General features: G+C 69.5%; 14 protein-coding genes. 5 read left to right on the top strand and 9 right to left on the bottom strand.

Translation table 11 applies throughout. From position 1 onward, the window contains the following. Positions 1-154: 154 nt before the first annotated feature. Positions 155-1,726: a deoxyguanosinetriphosphate triphosphohydrolase family protein gene (locus ACWEV3_RS05660; RefSeq protein WP_452612748.1), complete on the bottom strand. Its 1,572-nt coding sequence runs from the start codon at positions 1,724-1,726 to the stop codon at positions 155-157. 58 nt (positions 1,727-1,784) lie between these two features. On the opposite strand from ACWEV3_RS05660, the gene ACWEV3_RS05655 reads away from it, so the two are divergent. From ACWEV3_RS05655 to ACWEV3_RS05640, 4 genes are all read left to right on the top strand, one after another. After that, positions 1,785-2,984 carry a lycopene cyclase family protein gene (locus ACWEV3_RS05655; protein ID WP_452612747.1) on the top strand — a complete coding sequence of 400 codons (1,200 nt, stop codon included), beginning with the start codon at positions 1,785-1,787 and terminating at the stop codon, positions 2,982-2,984. A gap of 189 nt (positions 2,985-3,173) precedes the next feature. After that, positions 3,174-4,868, top strand: coding sequence for an EAL domain-containing protein (locus ACWEV3_RS05650; RefSeq protein WP_452612746.1), 1,695 nt, complete (start codon positions 3,174-3,176; stop codon positions 4,866-4,868). A 93-nt stretch (positions 4,869-4,961) separates the two neighbouring features. Next, a complete protein-coding gene (locus tag ACWEV3_RS05645) occupies positions 4,962-7,370 on the top strand; it encodes a GH92 family glycosyl hydrolase (protein ID WP_452612745.1) in 2,409 nt (802 codons plus the stop codon). A gap of 61 nt (positions 7,371-7,431) precedes the next feature. Continuing rightward, on the top strand, positions 7,432-7,584 hold the full coding sequence (locus ACWEV3_RS05640; RefSeq protein WP_452612744.1) for a serine hydrolase domain-containing protein: 153 nt from the start codon (positions 7,432-7,434) through the stop codon (positions 7,582-7,584). 54 nt (positions 7,585-7,638) lie between these two features. Here the strand turns inward: ACWEV3_RS05640 and ACWEV3_RS05635 are convergent, their stop codons facing one another. From ACWEV3_RS05635 to ACWEV3_RS05625, 3 genes are all read right to left on the bottom strand, one after another. Continuing rightward, positions 7,639-8,619, bottom strand: coding sequence for a nitroreductase/quinone reductase family protein (locus ACWEV3_RS05635; RefSeq protein ID WP_452612743.1), 981 nt, complete (start codon positions 8,617-8,619; stop codon positions 7,639-7,641). Between the two features lie 634 nt (positions 8,620-9,253). After that, entirely contained in the window at positions 9,254-11,917 is a 2,664-nt protein-coding gene (locus ACWEV3_RS05630; protein ID WP_452612742.1) for a hypothetical protein, read from the bottom strand. An 89-nt stretch (positions 11,918-12,006) separates the two neighbouring features. After that, positions 12,007-12,291, bottom strand: coding sequence for a hypothetical protein (locus ACWEV3_RS05625; protein ID WP_452612741.1), 285 nt, complete (start codon positions 12,289-12,291; stop codon positions 12,007-12,009). A gap of 286 nt (positions 12,292-12,577) precedes the next feature. On the opposite strand from ACWEV3_RS05625, the gene ACWEV3_RS05620 reads away from it, so the two are divergent. Then, a complete protein-coding gene (locus ACWEV3_RS05620; RefSeq protein ID WP_452612740.1) occupies positions 12,578-13,501 on the top strand; it encodes a hypothetical protein in 924 nt (307 codons plus the stop codon). Between the two features lie 48 nt (positions 13,502-13,549). On the opposite strand, the gene ACWEV3_RS05615 is transcribed toward ACWEV3_RS05620, so the two are convergent. The 5 genes from ACWEV3_RS05615 to sufD all read right to left on the bottom strand — a co-directional run bounded on the left by ACWEV3_RS05615 (position 13,550) and on the right by sufD (position 17,950). Further along, positions 13,550-13,960, bottom strand: a complete 411-nt coding sequence (locus tag ACWEV3_RS05615; protein WP_358307410.1) for a metal-sulfur cluster assembly factor — start codon at positions 13,958-13,960, stop codon at positions 13,550-13,552. A gap of 210 nt (positions 13,961-14,170) precedes the next feature. Next, the gene (gene sufU / locus ACWEV3_RS05610; RefSeq protein WP_132491500.1) at positions 14,171-14,626 is read right to left on the bottom strand and encodes a Fe-S cluster assembly sulfur transfer protein SufU; all 456 of its coding nucleotides are present in this window, start codon (positions 14,624-14,626) and stop codon (positions 14,171-14,173) included. A gap of 24 nt (positions 14,627-14,650) precedes the next feature. Continuing rightward, positions 14,651-15,940 (bottom strand): cysteine desulfurase, encoded by a 1,290-nt coding sequence (locus ACWEV3_RS05605; protein WP_452612739.1) that lies wholly within the window; start codon positions 15,938-15,940, stop codon positions 14,651-14,653. Next, a complete protein-coding gene (gene sufC, locus ACWEV3_RS05600) occupies positions 15,937-16,710 on the bottom strand; it encodes a Fe-S cluster assembly ATPase SufC (protein ID WP_452612738.1) in 774 nt (257 codons plus the stop codon). The genes ACWEV3_RS05605 and sufC overlap by 4 nt, the downstream gene beginning before the upstream one ends. A gap of 40 nt (positions 16,711-16,750) precedes the next feature. Further along, positions 16,751-17,950, bottom strand: coding sequence for a Fe-S cluster assembly protein SufD (gene sufD, locus ACWEV3_RS05595; RefSeq protein WP_452612737.1), 1,200 nt, complete (start codon positions 17,948-17,950; stop codon positions 16,751-16,753). Position 17,951: the final 1 nt, after the last annotated feature.

Here is a 17,951-nt window from a genome sequence, read left to right as displayed (position 1 = left end):
GTCGCTAAACGACGACCGGGCGAATCAGCGATGGAGTGGCGCGGGGAACGCGAACCACGTAGCGCTTGCTAACCACGAACCCAGTGTATCGGGCGTTGTCCACCGATTTGATCGCAGACCTCATCACGTCGGTCACAACCGGCGGTGCTCCTGCTCACAGCACGAACGTGTCGTTCCACAGCTGCGTGGTCCGGCCCGACAGCGCCTCCAGCAACGCGGCGGCCTGGTCGTCGGTCAGCGAGGCGACGAAGTCGATCACCGCTCGGCCGCGCGCCATCCGCTCCAGGCGCTCCGCGCCGACCGGCTCCGCGTCACCCGGCGCCAGCAGCAGCTCCGGGTCGTCGCTGCGCAGCTGCGAGAACTCGGCACGGGCCCGGTCGAACAGGTCGCGCAGGCGGCGCGGCAGCCGGGCGGCCTCGCTGCGGTCGATCAGCCAGTTGTCCAGGGCCTCGACGAGCTTGCTCAGCAGCCGGTCCTGGCCGCGCTGGTGCAGCGCGAGGTCGGGGCGCTGCAGCACGAACCGGCGGTGCACGAACTTCAGCACCTGCACCTCGTGCCACTGCTCCACCGCGAGCGCCACGTGCCCGGACCGCGTGTTCGGGTGCTCGTCGACCTGGATGCCCTCGACCAAGCGCTGCGTCCACTCCCCGGAGAAGGCCGCGATGGACCGCTCGGCGAGCTGGGACCGGTCGAAGGGCACCTCCAGCAGCTTGTTGACGAGGTTCGCGACGACCTTCTTCACCGCGCTGACGAACGCCTCGTCGTCGGCGATCCAGTCGTCCTTGGCGTGCAGCCGGCGGCGCAGCCGCTCCAGCGAGCAGCCGGGGCGCATGCCGTCGCCGGCGAGCTCGGCGTCGGATCGGGCGGCGAACTCCGCGACGTGCCCGAGCCACTCGGTCAGCTCGTGCGAGACGCTGGTGTGCTGCAGGACCCCGACTCGGTGGAAGTCCTCCAGGTCGTGGATCGCGTAGGCGATGTCGTCGGCGGTGTCCATGATCGACGCCTCGACGGTCTGCTGCCAGTCCTCGATCCGGCCGCCGAACGCCGCGCGGGCATCGATCAGATCATCGATTTCGCTGCTGTAGCAGGAGAATTTCGCCGATCCGGTGCCCGGCTGGTCCTCCGGCTCGGATGCGCCGCGCGGCGGCGAGGCCAGGTGCCGGGGGTGCGGCTGCGGCCGGGACAGCCGGGTCCACGGGTACTTCAGCAGCGCGGCCCGCACCGCCGCGGTCAGGTCCAGTCCCTCGCCGCCGACGCCGCGCACGTCGATGCGGGTGACCACGCGGTAGGTCTGGGCGTTGCCCTCGAACCCGTCCGGCAGCGAGAAGCGCTGCCGCGCCAGCCTGTCCAGCACGCTCTCGCCGAGGTGCCCGAACGGCGGGTGCCCGAGGTCGTGGCCGAGCCCGGCGGCCTCGACCACGTCCAGGTCGCAGCCGCCGAGGCGGTCCAGGCGCGCCACGTTCTCCCGGTCGGCCATCAGCCGCTCGGCGATGGCCCGGGCGACCTGCGCGACCTTCAGGCTGTGGGTGAGCCGGTTGTGCAGGAGCAGCCCGGAGCCGCTGGGGCTGACCACCTGCGTCACCCCGCCGAGGCGGGCGAAGAACGCGGAGCTGGACACCCGGTCGCGGTCCGCGCGGAACGGGCTGGCGGCCAGGTCACCTGGGCCGTGGGCGGATCCGGCGCGGCTGCTGCGCCGACCGGTCCGGGTTGGCTGCACATCCTGCATGGGCTCACGTTAGCGGCCCTGGCGGCGCGATTGGTGGCCGACGTGATCTGATGCTCCGGTGGATGTCGTTGTCGTGGGCGGCGGCCCGGCGGGTCGTGCGGCGGCGGCTGCCTGCAGCGATACCGGCCTGCAGGTGACGCTCGTCGATCCCGCACCGCGACGCGTCTGGCCGCACACCTACGGGACCTGGCGCGACGAGCTGCCGCCGTCGGTGCCACCAGCTGCGATGGCATCGGTGATGCCGCGGATGGCGGTGCGCGGCACCGAGCGGCACGAATGGCAGCGGCCGTACGCGGTGCTGGACAACGCGGCGCTGTGGAAGCACCTCTGGCGTCCCGACATCGTCGAGGTGACCGGGCGCGCGACGGCCGCCGAGCACGGGCCGACGGGCTCGACGGTGGTGCTCAAGGACGGCCGGCGGATCGCCGCGGCTGTCGTGGTCGACGCGACCGGCGCCGCGCGGGCCCTCTCCGGCGGGCGCCCGGCCCACCCCGCGGCCCAGCAGTCCGCGGTGGGCTGGGTGGTCGACGCCGCTGCCGCGGAACCGTTCTGCGATCCGGACGCCGGCGTGTTCATGGACTGGCACCCCGCGCCGCAGACCCGCGGCGGCTGGCCCACGTTCCTCTACGCGGTCCGCCTCGGTCCGGAGCGGGTGCTGCTCGAAGAGACCTCGCTCGCGCGCCGCCCGGCGCTGCCGCTGGCCCTGCTGCGCAGGCGGCTCGCCGGACGGCTCGCCGCCGCCGGGGTGACCGAGCAGGAGCGGATCGGCGAGGAGCGGGTCAGGTTCCCGGTGGACGATCCGCTGCCCCGGCCCGGGCGGGTGATCCCCTTCGGCGCGGCGGCGGGCTTCGTGCACCCGGCGACCGGGTTCAGCGTGGCGGGCTCCCTGCAACGCGCGCCGTGGCTGGCGGCGGCGATCAGCGCCGCGCGCCCCTCCGGCCCGGCCTCCGCCGCCAGGGCGAGCTGGTCGATCTTGTGGCCGCCGCGCGTGGTGGCCGCGCACTCGCTGCGGCACCGGGCCCTGCAGGCCCTGCTGTCGCTCCCCCCGGACCTGGTGCCGGAGTTCTTCGAGGTGTTCTTCCGCCTGGACGAGCCGCACCGGACAGCGTTCCTGGCGGCCGAGGGCAGCGCCGCCGGGACGACCGCCGCGATGTCGGCCCTCTTCCGCAGCGCGCCGTGGCGAATCCGGCGCAGATTGATGCTCGGCGGCCTCACGGTGGGCCACCCGCCCGCCCGGCACGGACTCGGCGGCAGCTGAAACCCGCACACCGCCCGCAGCGGAACCGCTCCGTTTCGTTGTGTCGATGGCCACAGGGTCGCCGACTGGCCGATGCTTCACGCTGGCAAAACAGGCTAGGTTGGGCCGCGGGGAGAGGCGGTGTCCTCCGCCGGGGATGAGGAACTGAGATGTCGGTGAACAGGTCGTGAACACCGTCGATGGAGCGGCATGAGTCCGGGCAGCATCGACTCCGTGCTCGCGTTGGTTGACGAAGTGCGCTTCGCGTTCCAGCCGTTGATCAACATCAAGACCGGTGCCATCGTCGCGATCGAGGCGTTGGCCCGGCCGGCGGGCGCGCACGTCCAGGACCTCTTCCGGGAGGCCGCCCGGCAGCGGCGGCTGACCGAGCTGGACGTGGAACTCGCGACGGCCGCGTTGACCTCGGCTGCGGAGCACGAGTCCCTGCTGCCCCTCCACCTGAACATCTTCGGCGGCACCGTCACCCACGACCTCCCCCGGCTCGACCTGCTGCGCGAGAAGCTCCGCGAGATCGGCCGCCGCGAGCAGGAGGTGACGCTGGAGATCGGCCCGCCGTTCGCCCGGCTGGACTCCGCCGCGCTGCTCAGCGGGGTGGAGAAGCTGCGCGCCGACGGCTTCCAGGTCGCCCTGGACGGCGTGGGCGAGGGCGACGTGCCGCTGACCCTGATCGCCGACATCGGGCCCGCCGTGGTGAAGCTGGACCGCGGCGTGGTCGCCGGGCTGCCGGACAGCGCCGCCCGGGTCGCGGTGGTGGAGGCGGTCCGCCACCTGTGCGAATCGACCGAGAGCCAGCTGGTCGCCGAGGGCGTGGAGAACGAGCGCCAGCTGACCGCGCTGCGCCGCAACGGCATTCGCCTGGTGCAGGGGAACTTGCTCGCCCCGGCGGCCCGGCGGCCCCCGACGGCGAGCAGCGTGCCCGGCGTGGCGGCGGAGGTGACCGATCCGCACGGCCCGTCGATCAGCACCCTCGCGACCGGACCCCGGGTGACGGAGTTCCTGTCGCCCGCGACGATGCTGCCGATCGACGCGACCGCCGACAAGGTGCGCGGCGTGCTGGCCGACCACCCCGAGATCAGCGGCGTGGTGCTGGTCGACGAGCTGAACCGGCCGCGGTGGACCATCGACCGCAACCGGTTCCTGCTCGCGGTGACCGGCCCCTACGGGCACGCGCTGCACGCCAAGCGCGCGGCGTCGCGGCTGGCCGACGAGCCGCGGGTGGTCAACACGGCGACGACGGCGATGGAAGCGCTGGGCCTGGTGACCCGCTCGGACCAGTACCGGATGTACGACGACGCGATCGTGGTCGACGAGTCGGGCCGCTGCCTGGGCGCGGTGCGGGCCGGCGACCTGATCCGCGGCATGGCGGAGCTGAAGGTGGAGGAGGCGGCGGCGCTCAACCCGCTGACGCGGCTGCCGGGCAGCGACGCGATCGCCCGCGACGTGGCGCGCCGGATCGCCGCCGGCGAGATCTTCGCGGTGAGCTGGCTGGACATCGACAGCTTCAAGAAGGTCAACGACACGGCCGGGTTCTCCGCGGGCGACGACCTGATCCGCTCGATCGGCCGCGGCCTCACCGACGCGGCGACGGCGCTGCGGTCGGTGCAGGTCGGCCACGTCGGCGGCGACGACTTCTTGCTGGTGAGCGATCTCGACGACCTGGTGCGGCTGGCGAGCCTGGTGCTCGACCCGTCGCGCTCGGCTGGCGATCTCGACGTGACCCTCTCGCTGGCGACGCTGGTGTGCACGCCGACCACGGTCCACGGCTACGACGAGGCCTCCAGCCGGCTCGCGCCGCTGAAGCAGCGCGCCAAGTCGCTGTCCGGTTCGAGCTGGGTCATGTCGCGGCCCGGTTCGGACCGCATCGAAGTGCTCCGCGGCGCGTAACACGCACGGCGGATTGCCGAACCCTCCCCGGATCGCCCTAGGCTGGTGATCAAGCTCCACATGACAACGTTGTCGCCAATGTGGGAGGGCCGAGTGCCAACGCATCGCCGCCGTCGCAGGATCGCGACCACCGCCGCACTGCTCCTGGCCGGGCTGACCGGAGCACAACTACCCGCCGCCGCGCAGCCCGCCAACCCCGTCGAGGCGGTGAACACCTTCATCGGCACCAAGGACGAGGGCAACACCTTCCCCGGCGCGGCCGCGCCGTTCGGCATGACGCAGGTCAGCCCGATCGGATCGCACTACGCGGGCTGGCAGTACGACGACGCCAAGATCAAGGGGTTCGGGCACTTCTTCCTCTCCGGTGCGGGCTGCTGGGAGCAGGGCGGGCTGGTCTCGACGCTGCCGACCACCGGCAGCATCGGCGCCGGCACCGGGCACGACTTCGACATCACCGCACCGTCCACTTTCGACCATGAGCGCTACGCGGCCGCGGCCACGCACGACGGCGAGGTCGGCGACGCGGGCTACTACCGCACCCGGCTGACCGACTACGGCGGCGTCGACGTCGAAGCCACCGCCGACACCCGCGTCGGCGTCGAGCGGTACACCTTCGACAGCGATGCCCCGGCGCACGTGTTCCTCAACATCGGCCAGGCCAACGCGAAGAACCCGATCAACGCGAGCGGCCTGGAGATCGTCGACGGCCAGACGGTGCGAGGCTGGGTGCGCAGCAAGGGTTTCTGCGGCGGCCGGGACTACACGCTCTGGTTCACCACGCGCTTCGACAAGCCGGTGACCTCGTTCGGCACCTGGCAACCGGACGGCGGCCGGTTCGACCGCGCCGCGGTCTCCGGCGGGGAGGGCCTGCGCGGTGCGTGGTTGACCTTCGCCGACCGGCAGGTCACCGCGACGACAGCGATATCCTATGTGGACCAGGCCGGCGCGGATGCGAACCTGGCGGCGGAGGGCTTCGACGGCGAGCAGCAGCTCCGGTTCGACCAGGTGCGCAGGCACACCCAGGAGAACTGGCGGCGAGAGCTGGACCGGATCAAGGTCTCCGGCGGAAACACCGACGACACGGCGGTCTTCTACACCTCGCTGTACCACGTGCTGCTGCAGCCGTCGACCGCCACCGACGCCGACGGCCGCTACCGCGGGTTCAACGACCGGATCCACCGCGCCGACGGCTGGACCTACTATCAGTTCTTCTCGCTGTGGGACACCTACCGGACGCAGAATCAGCTGCTGGCGCTGCTGGTCCCGGACCGGGCCCGCGACATCGCGCGGAGCGTGCTGGCCATCGAGGAGCAGGGCGGCTGGCTGCCGCGGTGGGCGTACGCGAACTTCGAGACCAACACCATGACCGGCGACCCGGTCACCCCGTTCCTGGTGGACCTGTGGCGCTTCGGCGCCCTCGCCGGCAGCGAGGAGCAGGCCTACCGGGCGCTGTCGCAGAACGCCAACGGCGTCCCGCCCGCGGAATCACCGTTCGAGGGCCGCGCCGGGAATCCCTCCTACCTGGCAAGCGGTTTCGTGCAGTACGACCCGGACTTCCCGAAGAAGGGCCAGGACGTCGACCCGGCGCACGGCGGCTCGGCGACGATGGAGTACGCGCTGGCCGACTGCTCGCTGTCGCTGCTGGCCGGGGCGCTGGGCCGGGCCGACGACGCGGCGGCGCTGGCCGAGCGCGGCCGGTCCTGGCGCAACGTGTGGGACCCGCAGGTGCACGACGCGGAACGCGGCTTCACCGGGTTCCCCCGGCCGAAGAACGTCGACGGCAGCTGGTTCGAACCCTACGAACCGGTCTCCGACAAGGGATTCCACGAAGGCACCGCCTGGCAGTACCAGTGGCTGACCCAGCAGGACATGCCTGGGCTGCTCGACGCCGTGGGCGGCGCGGAGCAGGCCGGCCGGCGGCTGGACGTGTTCTTCGCCTACGACCAGCTCGTCCAGGACCCGGCGCGGACCGCGCGGGAGGAATGGGTGATCGACCCGTACGACTACTACGGGCAATTTCGATACAACCCCAACAACGAACCCGACCTGCACTCGCCGTGGATGTACTCGCTGGTCGGGCAGCCCGCGAAGACCTCCGCGGTGGTGCGGGCGCAGCAGACCCTGTTCACCAACGCCGCGGACGGCGTGACCGGCAACGACGACCTGGGCACCATGTCGGCCTGGTACGTCTTCAGCGCCCTGGGCCTGTACCCGACGACGCCGGGCACCGGCGAGTTCGTGCTGAACGCCCCGCGGTTCGCCAGCGCCGTCGTGGAACTGCCGGGCGGTCCGCCGCTGAAGATCGAGGCACCCGGGGCCGACGGTTCGAAGCTGCAGTACATCGACGAGGTGCGGATCTCCGGTGTCCCGCAGGAACGGGTGTCGGTGGACCTGGAACGGCTGCGGTCGGGCGGCACCATCGAGCACCGCCTCGCCGACCTGCCCACCGACTGGGCCACCGGGCCGGACGCCGCGCCCGCTTCTCCTTGCGCGGCACCGTGATCCGGTTCCGCCACAGCGGCCCTCGAGCCGTGGTGCAGCCATCCCGCGCAGGCTGGGCGCGGTGCCGGAAGGGCCGGCGCGTGGTGCTGTCGAGCGCGGGCTGCTGGAGCTCGACGCGCCGATCGCCGAGCACTGGCCCGAATTCGCCGCCGAGGGCAAGGGCGGGATCACGCTCCGCTTGTTGCTCGCCCAGCGCTCCGGCTTCGCCGGCTGACGAACGACGATCGCGGATGGTTCCAGACCTGGAACCACCCGCGATCTCGTGCGCTCACGGGATGTTCGGCGCCGGCCCCATCTTGTTGAGGGCGTCGACGACCGTCCGCTCCTCGTAGGCGAAGTGCTCCTCGAGTTCGGACGCCAGGACTTCCAGCCGCTCCCGCAGCTGCACCGTGTCGCTCTCGCCCGGCACGTAGCCCTCCACGAGCTGCCGGATTTCGTCCTTCAGCCGCGCCACCACCTCGTGCTCCTCGCCCAGCCTCTCCAGATCCGGGGCGAGTTCGGGGTACTGCTGGGCCAGCATCGGGAAGGCACCCATGTCCTCGCCCGTGTGGTGCTCCTTCACGGCCGCGCAGAACTCCATGCAGTGCGCGCGCATCTGCTCCGCCAGCCCGGGCTTCGCCCGCTCCAGCGAGGCGTCGTCCGCACCGCCGGCGATGATCTCGTCCACCTGGGCACGGAGCTCGGTGAGCTCCTTGCGGAGCCAATCGTGGCCCGCCACGAGGAAGTCGCCCAAGCCGCGCACCCGCTCGGCGCCGGAATCCGATGTGGACTCCGCCGCCGGTTCCGCCCCGGCGATCGGCTCGGCGTCGATCCGGCGCAGGGTGATCACCGGCAGCACGCGGGTGGTCTTCTCCTGGTACTCGCCCATGCCCGGGGCCTGCGCGACGACCCCGGCGAACAGCGCATCGCGCTCGGCGCCGGTGGTGATGGTCGCGATCGCCTCGTAGGTCTCGGTGCCGGTTTCGACCGTCACCTGCGGGTTCTTCGCGATGTTGTGGTACCAGGCGGGATTCTTCGGGCCGCCCATCGCCGACGCGACGACCAGCGGCTGCCCGTCGATCTCGAAGTAGCCCAGCGGGCCCTCGCGGCGCCGGCCGGACCTGGCGCCGATCGTGGTCAGCACGACCAGCGACCAGCCCTCCATCCAGCCGCTGAGCTTGCCGTTGTTCCGCCTGAATTCCTCGACGACCTGCCGGTTGAACGCGTTGGCGTCGAAGTCGGCGTAGTCGTCGGTCTGTCCGTCGGTCATGCAGTCCTTCCCAATGGATCGGTTGATCGGAGGACGAACACCACCAGGAGCGGACACGAAAAGAGCCCCGCAGGCCAGGAACGCTGGAGGGAAACGTCGTACCGCAGGCGGATTACCGCAATAAGACGAGACCAGGTGCGAGACACGCAGAATCGTGCCGCAACTCAAAAGGTGGCTTAGAAGCCGCTACCTCCACGCGTAGGCCCATCCGGGGCGCGCCGAAAGATTAGCAGGGGCCTACCACGCCCGCAAGGCGGGGCCACCCCGGAAACCACCTTCCCCGGACCGCACGAAGCCCCGGAAACCGTTCCACCACAACGGTTTCCGGGGCTTCGTCAGCGAACCGGCGGATCAGCTCATCTGGTCGTGGTGCACCTGGCGGGAACGGTTGCGCAGCTCGCCGTCCTCGAACGCGAGCACACGTCGCGCACCAGGCAGGCACTGGTGACGAAGATCAGACGATGAAACCGAGGGCGCGCGACTGCTCTCGGGCTTCTTCGGTGATCTTCTCCGGGCCCCACCGGTGGCGGTGGACCTGGAACGGCTGCGGTCGGACAGCACGATCGACCACCGCCTCGCCGACTGGTCCACCGGGCCGGATGCCGTGCCCGCTTCTCCTTGCGCGGCGGACTGATCACCAGTTCCGACGGAGGGTTCGACTGGCCGCCGAGATGATCGCGGTGGCCAGCACCCACCCGGACACGGTCAACAGCCACATGACGGCTTTGGACGGCCCGACGACATCCCAAGCCTTCTCGTGTCCCAGGTCGATCAGCGGAATCAACAGATCCAGAGCGTAGAGGAATGCATCCCAGGTGGGATGCTCGTCGAGCTTGACCGGGCACGGCCCCGGTTCCGGAATTCCGGAGCGCAGGCATGGCCCACTGCCCAACGCGAAGGCAGCGCCACCTGCCAACCACATGACAACGAATAACACCACAGCTCGCATCGGCCGGTAGCCGTAGCCCAGGACGGAATCTTGCAGCGCGCCCCACAGTCGGCGGGACAGATAGCCGAGCCAGTCCAGCAGCCGAGGCAGCAAGCGCTGAGCGGGCTTCCGGGTCCCACGCTCCTTGTACGAGCGGCGGATCGCGGCGAGACGGACCATCCGCGCGTCGTCGTCGTTGCCCGCGGCAGTCAGGCAGGTGGCCAACTGCTCGTACGGGCCAGGCTCGAGTTGCGGCGTGGCAGCCTCCAACCAGGCAAGCCGTTCGTGCAGCGTCATTCCACTCCCGAGGCGGGCGTAGGCGAACCCTGCGAGGTCGATCTTGGTGCCGCGCGGCCACGCGTCGGCGCGATCGAGAAGCAGCTCGACCTGGGCGTTGGCAAGGTGCACAGAACCGTTGGGAGCTGCTGCCGGCAGCAGCCGAAGCACCGCGGCCGTCAATCGCGCACCGTCCAGCGCGCAGCCACCGGTGCCTCCCAGAACGGCGTCGTCGAGCCGGATGTCCTGACCAACGCTGGCATCGGTCAAGATGACCTTGTGATCGAACCGGCTCCCGGTCAGGTTCAACCGGCGGCCGACCGTCGTCCCGACCAGGTCCAGAGCGAACGAGCCGACTTCCTCCGGATCGGCCTTCCGCGCACCACCGGTCACGGAGGCGGACGTGAGCCGCAGGACGTGGCCGATCGCGGAAGACACGACCGCGACGCCCCCGTCAACGGTGACCTCGGTCAGCACCAGGTCATCCAGTTTCAGGTTCGAGCAGTTCAGCGCGACATCGCCAGGTGCGGTCAACTCGGCACCGTGAAAGGTGACGAACGGGGCGACCAGGTTGACCATCCTCAGCGCACCGGAGCACTTGAACCCCCTGTTCGCCCAGAGGGCGCCCCCGATCGTCGTGTCGGCGAGGTAGGCGACGTGGTCGCCCCGCCCCGGGCCGGTCAGCGACGAACCCTGCAGGTCCAGGTCACCGCCCACCTTGTTGCCGGTCATCCGCAGCCCGCCGACCACGTGCATCTCGTCGAGGAACACATCACCGGAGATGTCGCAGTTCCCGATGCTCAGTACCTTCGCGCCGGAGCTCGTCAACTTCCCCGCAGTGAACGAAACGTGGCCGCTGACCGTGCAGTTGGCCAGGTTGACCGCGACGGCGTCGATTTTGTCCAGTATGACGTCACCGCTGATGGTGCAGTTGGCCAGGGACACCTTCTCCGCAACGCGGGTTCCGCCCTCCAGCCGGAATCCGGTGCCGAACGAGGCGCCGAAAGCGTTGATGGCGAAATCTCTTCGACCGTGAAGTTCAGCGTTGCAAAACCGGAAGGCACCACCAATGCGGGTACCGACGAGGTTGACCGCCCCCGTGACTTCGACACGCTCCAGCGCCTCGACTCCACCCGCAACCTCCGACCAGTCGAGAAAGATCGCGATTTCCGACGGCTGGGAGATATTGGCTTCGTCGAACCGCAGCTGCCCGGAGATCGTGGCGTGGCGGATGTCCAGACTCCCTTCACAGCAGAACCCGTCCCACGCGTACACGGATCCGCGGACCTCGGCTAAAAGCAGGCTGAGCGCGCGGTCGCCGGACTTCTTGATCTCCGCCTTCATGAGTTGGAAGTCGCCCCCGACACGCGCGCCGGAGAAGTGGAGTTCGCCGTCGCTGTGCATGGACTCTGCGACCACGTCACGCCCAATGCTGGCGACCTTGGCGAAGACCGTCATCCCACCTGGGTTGCTCAGCTTCGCCTCATCGAGGGCGAAGAACCCCGTCACGACAGCACCCGCCATGAAGAGAGTGCCCGCCAGGTCGATCCCAGTTGCGATGAAGTCGCCGTCGATCTGCGCGCCCATGAGATCCACGGCGTTGTTGCCGTTGTGAATTCGACTACCCACCATGATGAGATCACCCGCGATCCGCGCGTCTTCGAGGTCGACGAACACAACTTCGCGCAAACCACACAGCCACAGGGGTCCCTCGCAACGGAGACGGGCAGCGTGGATCGCGCCGACCTCGCAGTCCTCCAGGTGAATCCGTGCGGAGCGGGTGTCGTTGAGCAGGATCTCGCCGTCGAACCGACAATCCCGCAGGACGACCGGGACGGGCGCGGTGCAGTCGGACAGATCTAGGTCCCCAGTGATCAACGCCCCACTCAGCTCCAGCGAACGGCGCTGCCCCTCCTCACGAGGCGCGGTGACCAGGTGCGCGAGGACCTCAGCGCGGACGGTTTCGCCGCCGAGCTCCAGGGGTTCGCACCGCTCGAACGCCTCCCGCAGGCGCGTCTCGACGGGCGAGAGTTCGAAATCCCACGATACCGATCCCACCGCAGCTCCCCACTCACCAAGATCCGCAGCGAACATAGCGCGGCGCAACCTCGTGGGGACTTCGGGCGGCCCGAACGCCGGACTCGCGAAGCTCGATTACGCACTCACGACCACGAGCGTCCGAGTCAGGGGTATACGAGCCTGACTTCGGCGGTGCGGGCGAAGATCTCGGCGGCGCTGCCGGGAGATTGGAAGCTGCCGCGGCCTCGGCCATCTGCACTGACCAGTTCGGCACGATCGGGAAAGGCCAGGCCCCAGGCAATCACTCGACCATCGGTAAGTTCCCAGTCGGTCTCGTCACGGTCCAGCTCGCACAACGCGAAAAGCTTCGGCCCACAGCGGATTTCGTCTTGCACCAATGTGTATTCGCCGGGCTCCGGCGCCCAGGTGTTGAGTCCGGTGTCACTCATCCTGCCTCCTCGAAGCCGTGAAACTGAGGTTGGTTCGGTCATGGGAACCCTGCTCGGACGTGTCCGCGATGAGTTCACCAGCCAGCAAGGACGAAAGCGACCACACCAAGCGCCCGCAGTTGGGCCAGATCGGGGACTTTTGAGGGACATTCCCGGTCTGCACGCACCACAGGCCCTACCGTTGGCCCCATGTCCCGGAACGAGGCCCGCATGCCAAACACCGTGCTGATCGGCCTGCGCGAGCGCGCCGGGCTGTCCCAGCAAGATCTGGCTGACGAGCTGACCAATGGTCAGCATCGACACCCGGTACCGCTGTTACCACGACGCTATTCGCGACCTCGCCGCACCACGCCTGTTCGAGAACCGGCTGTGCTTCCGGCTAGTCGGTCTCGATTGGACCAAGCCTCACATGCGCTTCGGGCAGATGAGCTTCTTCGACGCGATGGATACCAACGAGACGCTTGCCCATGAATTCGCCGCTCACCACCTGGCCATCGGCAGCGGCGGTGTAACCGTCCTGCCTCGCGCATCCCAGCGACGGCTGGCGTTCCGAAAGCTGATCGCGGATCCGTTCGACTTCAGCCGCCGCCCGCTGATGGGCGCGATCGGCACCCTTACCATCCGGGGCGGCGAGTGTCCCAGCGTTGTTCTTCACCAACGCCACTCCGCCCGCGTCGCAGGCGGTGGCGGAATGGTGCACCTGCTTCCTGCGGGCATCTTCCAACCCTCGTCGGTCATACCGGCAGCCATCACGGCGGACTTCTCGATCTGGCGCAACATTCAGCGGGAGTATGCCGAAGAACTCCTGAACCATGGCGAATACGATGGCTCCGGCAGACCGATCCGATACCACGAACTGGAACCGTTCACCGCATTGGACAACGCAGTTCGAGATGGCCGTATTCGCCTGTTCTGTCTGGGTGTCACGCTCGATGCGCTCACCCTGGCCGGAGACATCCTCACCGTTGCCGTCATCGCGCCGGACACCTACGACGAAGTGTTCGCAAAGGCCGTCGAGGCCAACTCGGAAGGCTCGGTGCCAGCACGGGCCTTCCCATTCGAAGAGAACACACTGACCAGGCTCCGAGAGTCCAAGAGGCTGTCCCCTGGAGCGGCAGCAGCCCTCCACTTCGCCTGGACCCACCGGGAGCTGCTGCTCGACCAGGGGGCCGCTCGGCGACGCCCCGCTCCGGGCGTCGTGAGTGCGTAACCGACCTGGAGGCCGGTTACGCACTCACGATGGTTGTGAAAGCCAGGATCAGACGGTGAATCCGAGGGCGCGCAGCTGCTCGCGGCCTTCCTCGGTGATCTTCTCCGGGCCCCACGGCGGCATCCACACCCAGTTGATGCGGAAGTCGTTGACCAGCCCGCCGCCCGGGCCGGTGGTCAGCGCGGCACGCGCCTGGTCCTCGATGACGTCGGTCAGCGGGCAGGCCGCCGAGGTCAGCGTCATGTCGACGGTCGCCGTGTTGTCCTGGTCCACCCGGATGTCGTAGACCAGGCCGAGGTCGACGACGTTGATCCCCAGCTCGGGGTCGACGACGTCGCGCAGGGCCTCCTCGACGTCTTCCAGCGCGGCCACCTCGGCGGCCGGCGCAGCCTGCTCGGGCAGCGCCTCAGCGCTGCGAGCCACGTCGGTTTCCTCCTGCACCGGGGCTTGCTCGCTCATGCCAGTTCCGCCTCTCCGCGTTTCACAGTTGTGGTTGCGCCCGGCTCGATCTCGCGTTTCGCAGTTCCCTGTGGCTGGTTTGCGTCACGTTCCCCCGAGGCGCGACTGGGGAGGACTCGGACTGAAACAGGGCTCCTCATGACGCCTCCACGGTGTTCTGCGGGACACCCGCACCCGGTCGGCTCACACGAGCGCGGAAGAGATTGTCGCTCATGACGCCTCCACGACCACCCGCGAAACCGCGTCCTTGAAAGCCATCCAACCCAGCAGCGCGCACTTCACGCGCATCGGGTACTTCGCCACTCCCGCGAACGCGACGCCGTCCTCCAGCACGTCCTCGTCCGGCTCGACCTTCCCTCGGCCGTGCATCAGCTCGCTGAACGCGGCCTCGGTGGTCAGCGCCTCCCGCAGCGGCCTGCCGACGACCAGGTCGGTGAGCACCGACACGGACGCCTGGCTGATCGAACAGCCCTGCCCCGCGTAGGACACGTCGTCGACGATCGCGTCGGTGTCCGTGCCCGTCAACCGGACCCGGAGGGTGACCTCGTCCCCGCAGGTGGGGTTCACCTGGAACGACTCTGCGTCGAACGGTTCCCGCAGGCCGTGCCGGTGCGGTTTGCGGTAGTGGTCCAGGATGATCTCCTGGTACATCTGCTCAAGCTGCATGAAGAGTTCTCCGGCAGTCCCCGATCAAGCCACCCCGAAGAAGCGCTGCGCCTCGCGCACCGCGTCCACCAACGCCTTGACCTCGTCCAGTTCGTTGTACAGGTAGAAGGACGCCCGCACGGTCGCCGGAATTCCCATCCGGCGGTGCAGCGGCCATGCGCAGTGGTGTCCGACGCGGACCTCCACGCCCTTGTCGTCCAGCACCTGACCGGCGTCGTGCGGGTGCACGCCGTCGATCACGAACGACACGGTACCGCCGCGGTGCTCGGTGTTGGTAGGACCGATGATGCGCACCCCGTCGATCGCCGACAGCTCCCGCAGCGCGACCTCGATGAGCTGCTGCTCGTGCTCGGCGATGCGATCCATGCCGATCGCCGTGAGGTAGTCGACGGCCGCGCCCAGGCCGACGGCCTGCGAGGTCATCGGCACGCCCGCCTCGAACCGCTGCGGCGGCGCGGCGAACGTGGAGCGCTCCATGTGCACCAGCTCGATCATCGAGCCGCCGCTGATGAACGGCGGCATCGCGGCCAGCAGCTCGCGGCGCCCGTAGAGCACGCCGACCCCGGAGGGCCCGAGCATCTTGTGCCCGGAGAACACGGCGAAGTCCACGCCCAGCGCCTTGAAGTCCACCGGCTTGTGCGGCACCGACTGGCAGGCGTCCAGCACCACCAGCGCACCGACCTGGTGCGCCCGCGAGACGATCTGCTCGGTCGGGTTGACCGTGCCCAGCACGTTGGACTGGTGGGTGAAGGCGACCACCTTGGCGCGCTCGGTGATCACACCGTCCACATCGGACAGGTCGAGGCGACCCTCGTCGGTGACCCCGAACCAGCGCAGCGTGGCGCCGGTGCGCTCGCACAACTGCTGCCACGGCACCAGGTTCGCGTGGTGCTCCATCTCGGTCACCACGACCTCGTCGCCCGGCCCGAGGCGGAAGCGCTCGGCCTCCGCCCCGGACGTGGCGGCGTTGCTCATGGCGTAGGCGACGAGGTTGACGCCCTCGGTGGCGTTCTTGGCGAACACCACCTCGTCGGCGTCGACGCCGACGAAGCGGGCGATCCGCTCCCGGGCGCCCTCGTACGCGTCCGTGGCCTCCTCGGCGAGCTGGTGCGCGCCGCGGTGCACTGCCGCGTTGGAGTGCTCCAGGAAGGAACGCTCCGCGTCGAGCACCTGGCGCGGCCGTTGCGAGGTCGCCCCGGAGTCCAGGTACACCAGGCGCTGCCCGTCGCGGATCGTGCGACCCAGGATCGGGAAGTCCGCGCGGATCGCCGCCACGTCCAGCGGCGTGCTCGTGCGAGGAGGCTCAACGGTCATGACTGGGCTGCCGCCTCCTTCTTGCCGGTGAAGCGCACGTAGCCGTTCTCCTCCAGCTCGTCGGCAAGCTCGGCACCACCGGACTCGACGACCTTGCCCTCGGCGAACACGTGCACGTAGTCCGGGGTGATGTGCTTGAGGATCCGGGTGTAGTGGGTGATCAGCAGAACACCCTTGCCGCCCTTGCCGTGGTACTTGTTCACGCCCTCGGAAACCACCCGCAGCGCGTCGACGTCGAGGCCGGAGTCGGTCTCGTCGAGGATCGCGAACTTCGGGTCCAGCAGGTCCAGCTGCAGGATCTCGTGGCGCTTCTTCTCACCACCGGAGAAGCCCTCGTTGACGCTGCGCTCGGCGAACGACGGGTCGATGTCCAGGTCCGACATGGCCTGCTTGACTTCCTTGACCCACTTGCGGATCTGCGGCGCCTCGCCGCGGACCGCGGTCGCGGCGGTGCGCAGGAAGTTCGACATCGACACGCCCGGCACCTCGACCGGGTACTGCATCGCGAGGAACAGACCGGCGCGGGCCCGCTCGTCGACGCTCATCTCCAGCACATCCTCGCCGTCCAGCAGCACCGTGCCGGAGTCGATCCGGTACTTCGGGTGCCCGGCGATGGCGTAGGCCAGCGTCGACTTGCCGGAGCCGTTCGGGCCCATGATCGCGTGGATCTCGCCCGAGCGGACGGTCAGGTTGACGCCGTTGAGGATCGGCTTGGCGCCGTCCTCGGTGAGGACCGAGCCGTGCAGGTCCTTGATCTCCAGGGTGGCCATTTCTTCTTCGTTCTCCTGGTGTGTTCGAAAAGCTTGCGGGTCAGGCGCCGACGACGGCGAGTTCGGCCTCGATGGCCGCTTCGAGCCGCTCCCGGACCTCGGGCACGGTGATCTTCTGGAGCAGTTCGCCGAAGAAGCCGCGCACCACCAGGCGCCGAGCCTGGTCCTGCGGGATGCCCCGGGCCTGCAGGTAGAACAGCTGCTCGTCGTCGAAGCGGCCGGTGGCGCTGGCGTGCCCGGCGCCCTCGATCTCGCCCGTCTCGATCTCCAGGTTCGGCACCGAATCGGCCCGCGCACCCTCGGTCAGCACCAGGTTGCGGTTGAGCTCGTAGGTGTCGGTTCCCTCGGCCGCGGCCCGGATCAGCACGTCGCCGATCCACACCGAGTGCGCCGCGTCGCCCTGCAGCGCGCCCTTGTAGAGCACGTTGCTGCGGCAGTTCGGCACCGCGTGGTCCACCAGCATCCGGTGCTCCAGGTGCTGACCGGCGTCGGCGAAGTACAGGCCGAGCAGCTCGGCGTCGCCGCCCTTGTCGCCGTAGGTGATGGTCGTGTTGACCCGCACCAGGTCGCCGCCGAGGGTGACGGCGAGGTGCCGGAACACCGCGTCGCGGCCCAGGTAGGCGTGCTCGGAGCTGACCTGGGTGGCGTCGTCGGCCCAGTCGTGCACCGACACCACGCGCAGCTGCGCGCCGTCGCCGGCGACGAACTCGACGTTGTCGCCCAGCGTGCCGGAGCCGCGGTAGTCGACCACCACGACGGCCTCGGCGAACTGCTCGGCGCGGACCTGCAGGTGCCCGAAGGCGACCTGGCCCTCGCCCGGGCCGTGCACCGTGATGGTGATCGGGCCCTCGGGCTTGGTGTCCTTCGGGACCGTCACGACGGTGGCCTCGGTGAAGGAGCTCCAGGCCTGCGCGGCGATGCGGTCGGACGGGATGCCGCCGTTGCCGATCCGCGCGTCGTCGCGGCCCACGGTCTCCACGGTCGCGCCGTCACCGGTGACCTCGACCTTGATGTTGCCGGTGGCGGTGGCGGTGCCGTTGTGCAGGCCCTTGAGCCGCTTCATCGGCGTGAAGCGCCAGTCCTCCTCGCGGCCGCCGGGCACCTCGAAGGCCTCCACGTCGTAGGACGTGAAGCGCGCCCCGCGGGACGACTGGGGGATGCCCGAGCCGCCACCGTGGGAGTGCTCGGTCAGGCCGTTTTGGGCAGCCACGGGCTGCGAGTCCGTCTTGGTGGTGCTCATC

Source organism: Saccharopolyspora sp. NPDC003752 (assembly GCF_053605825.1).
This window is presented reverse-complemented; position numbering and strand designations above follow the sequence as displayed.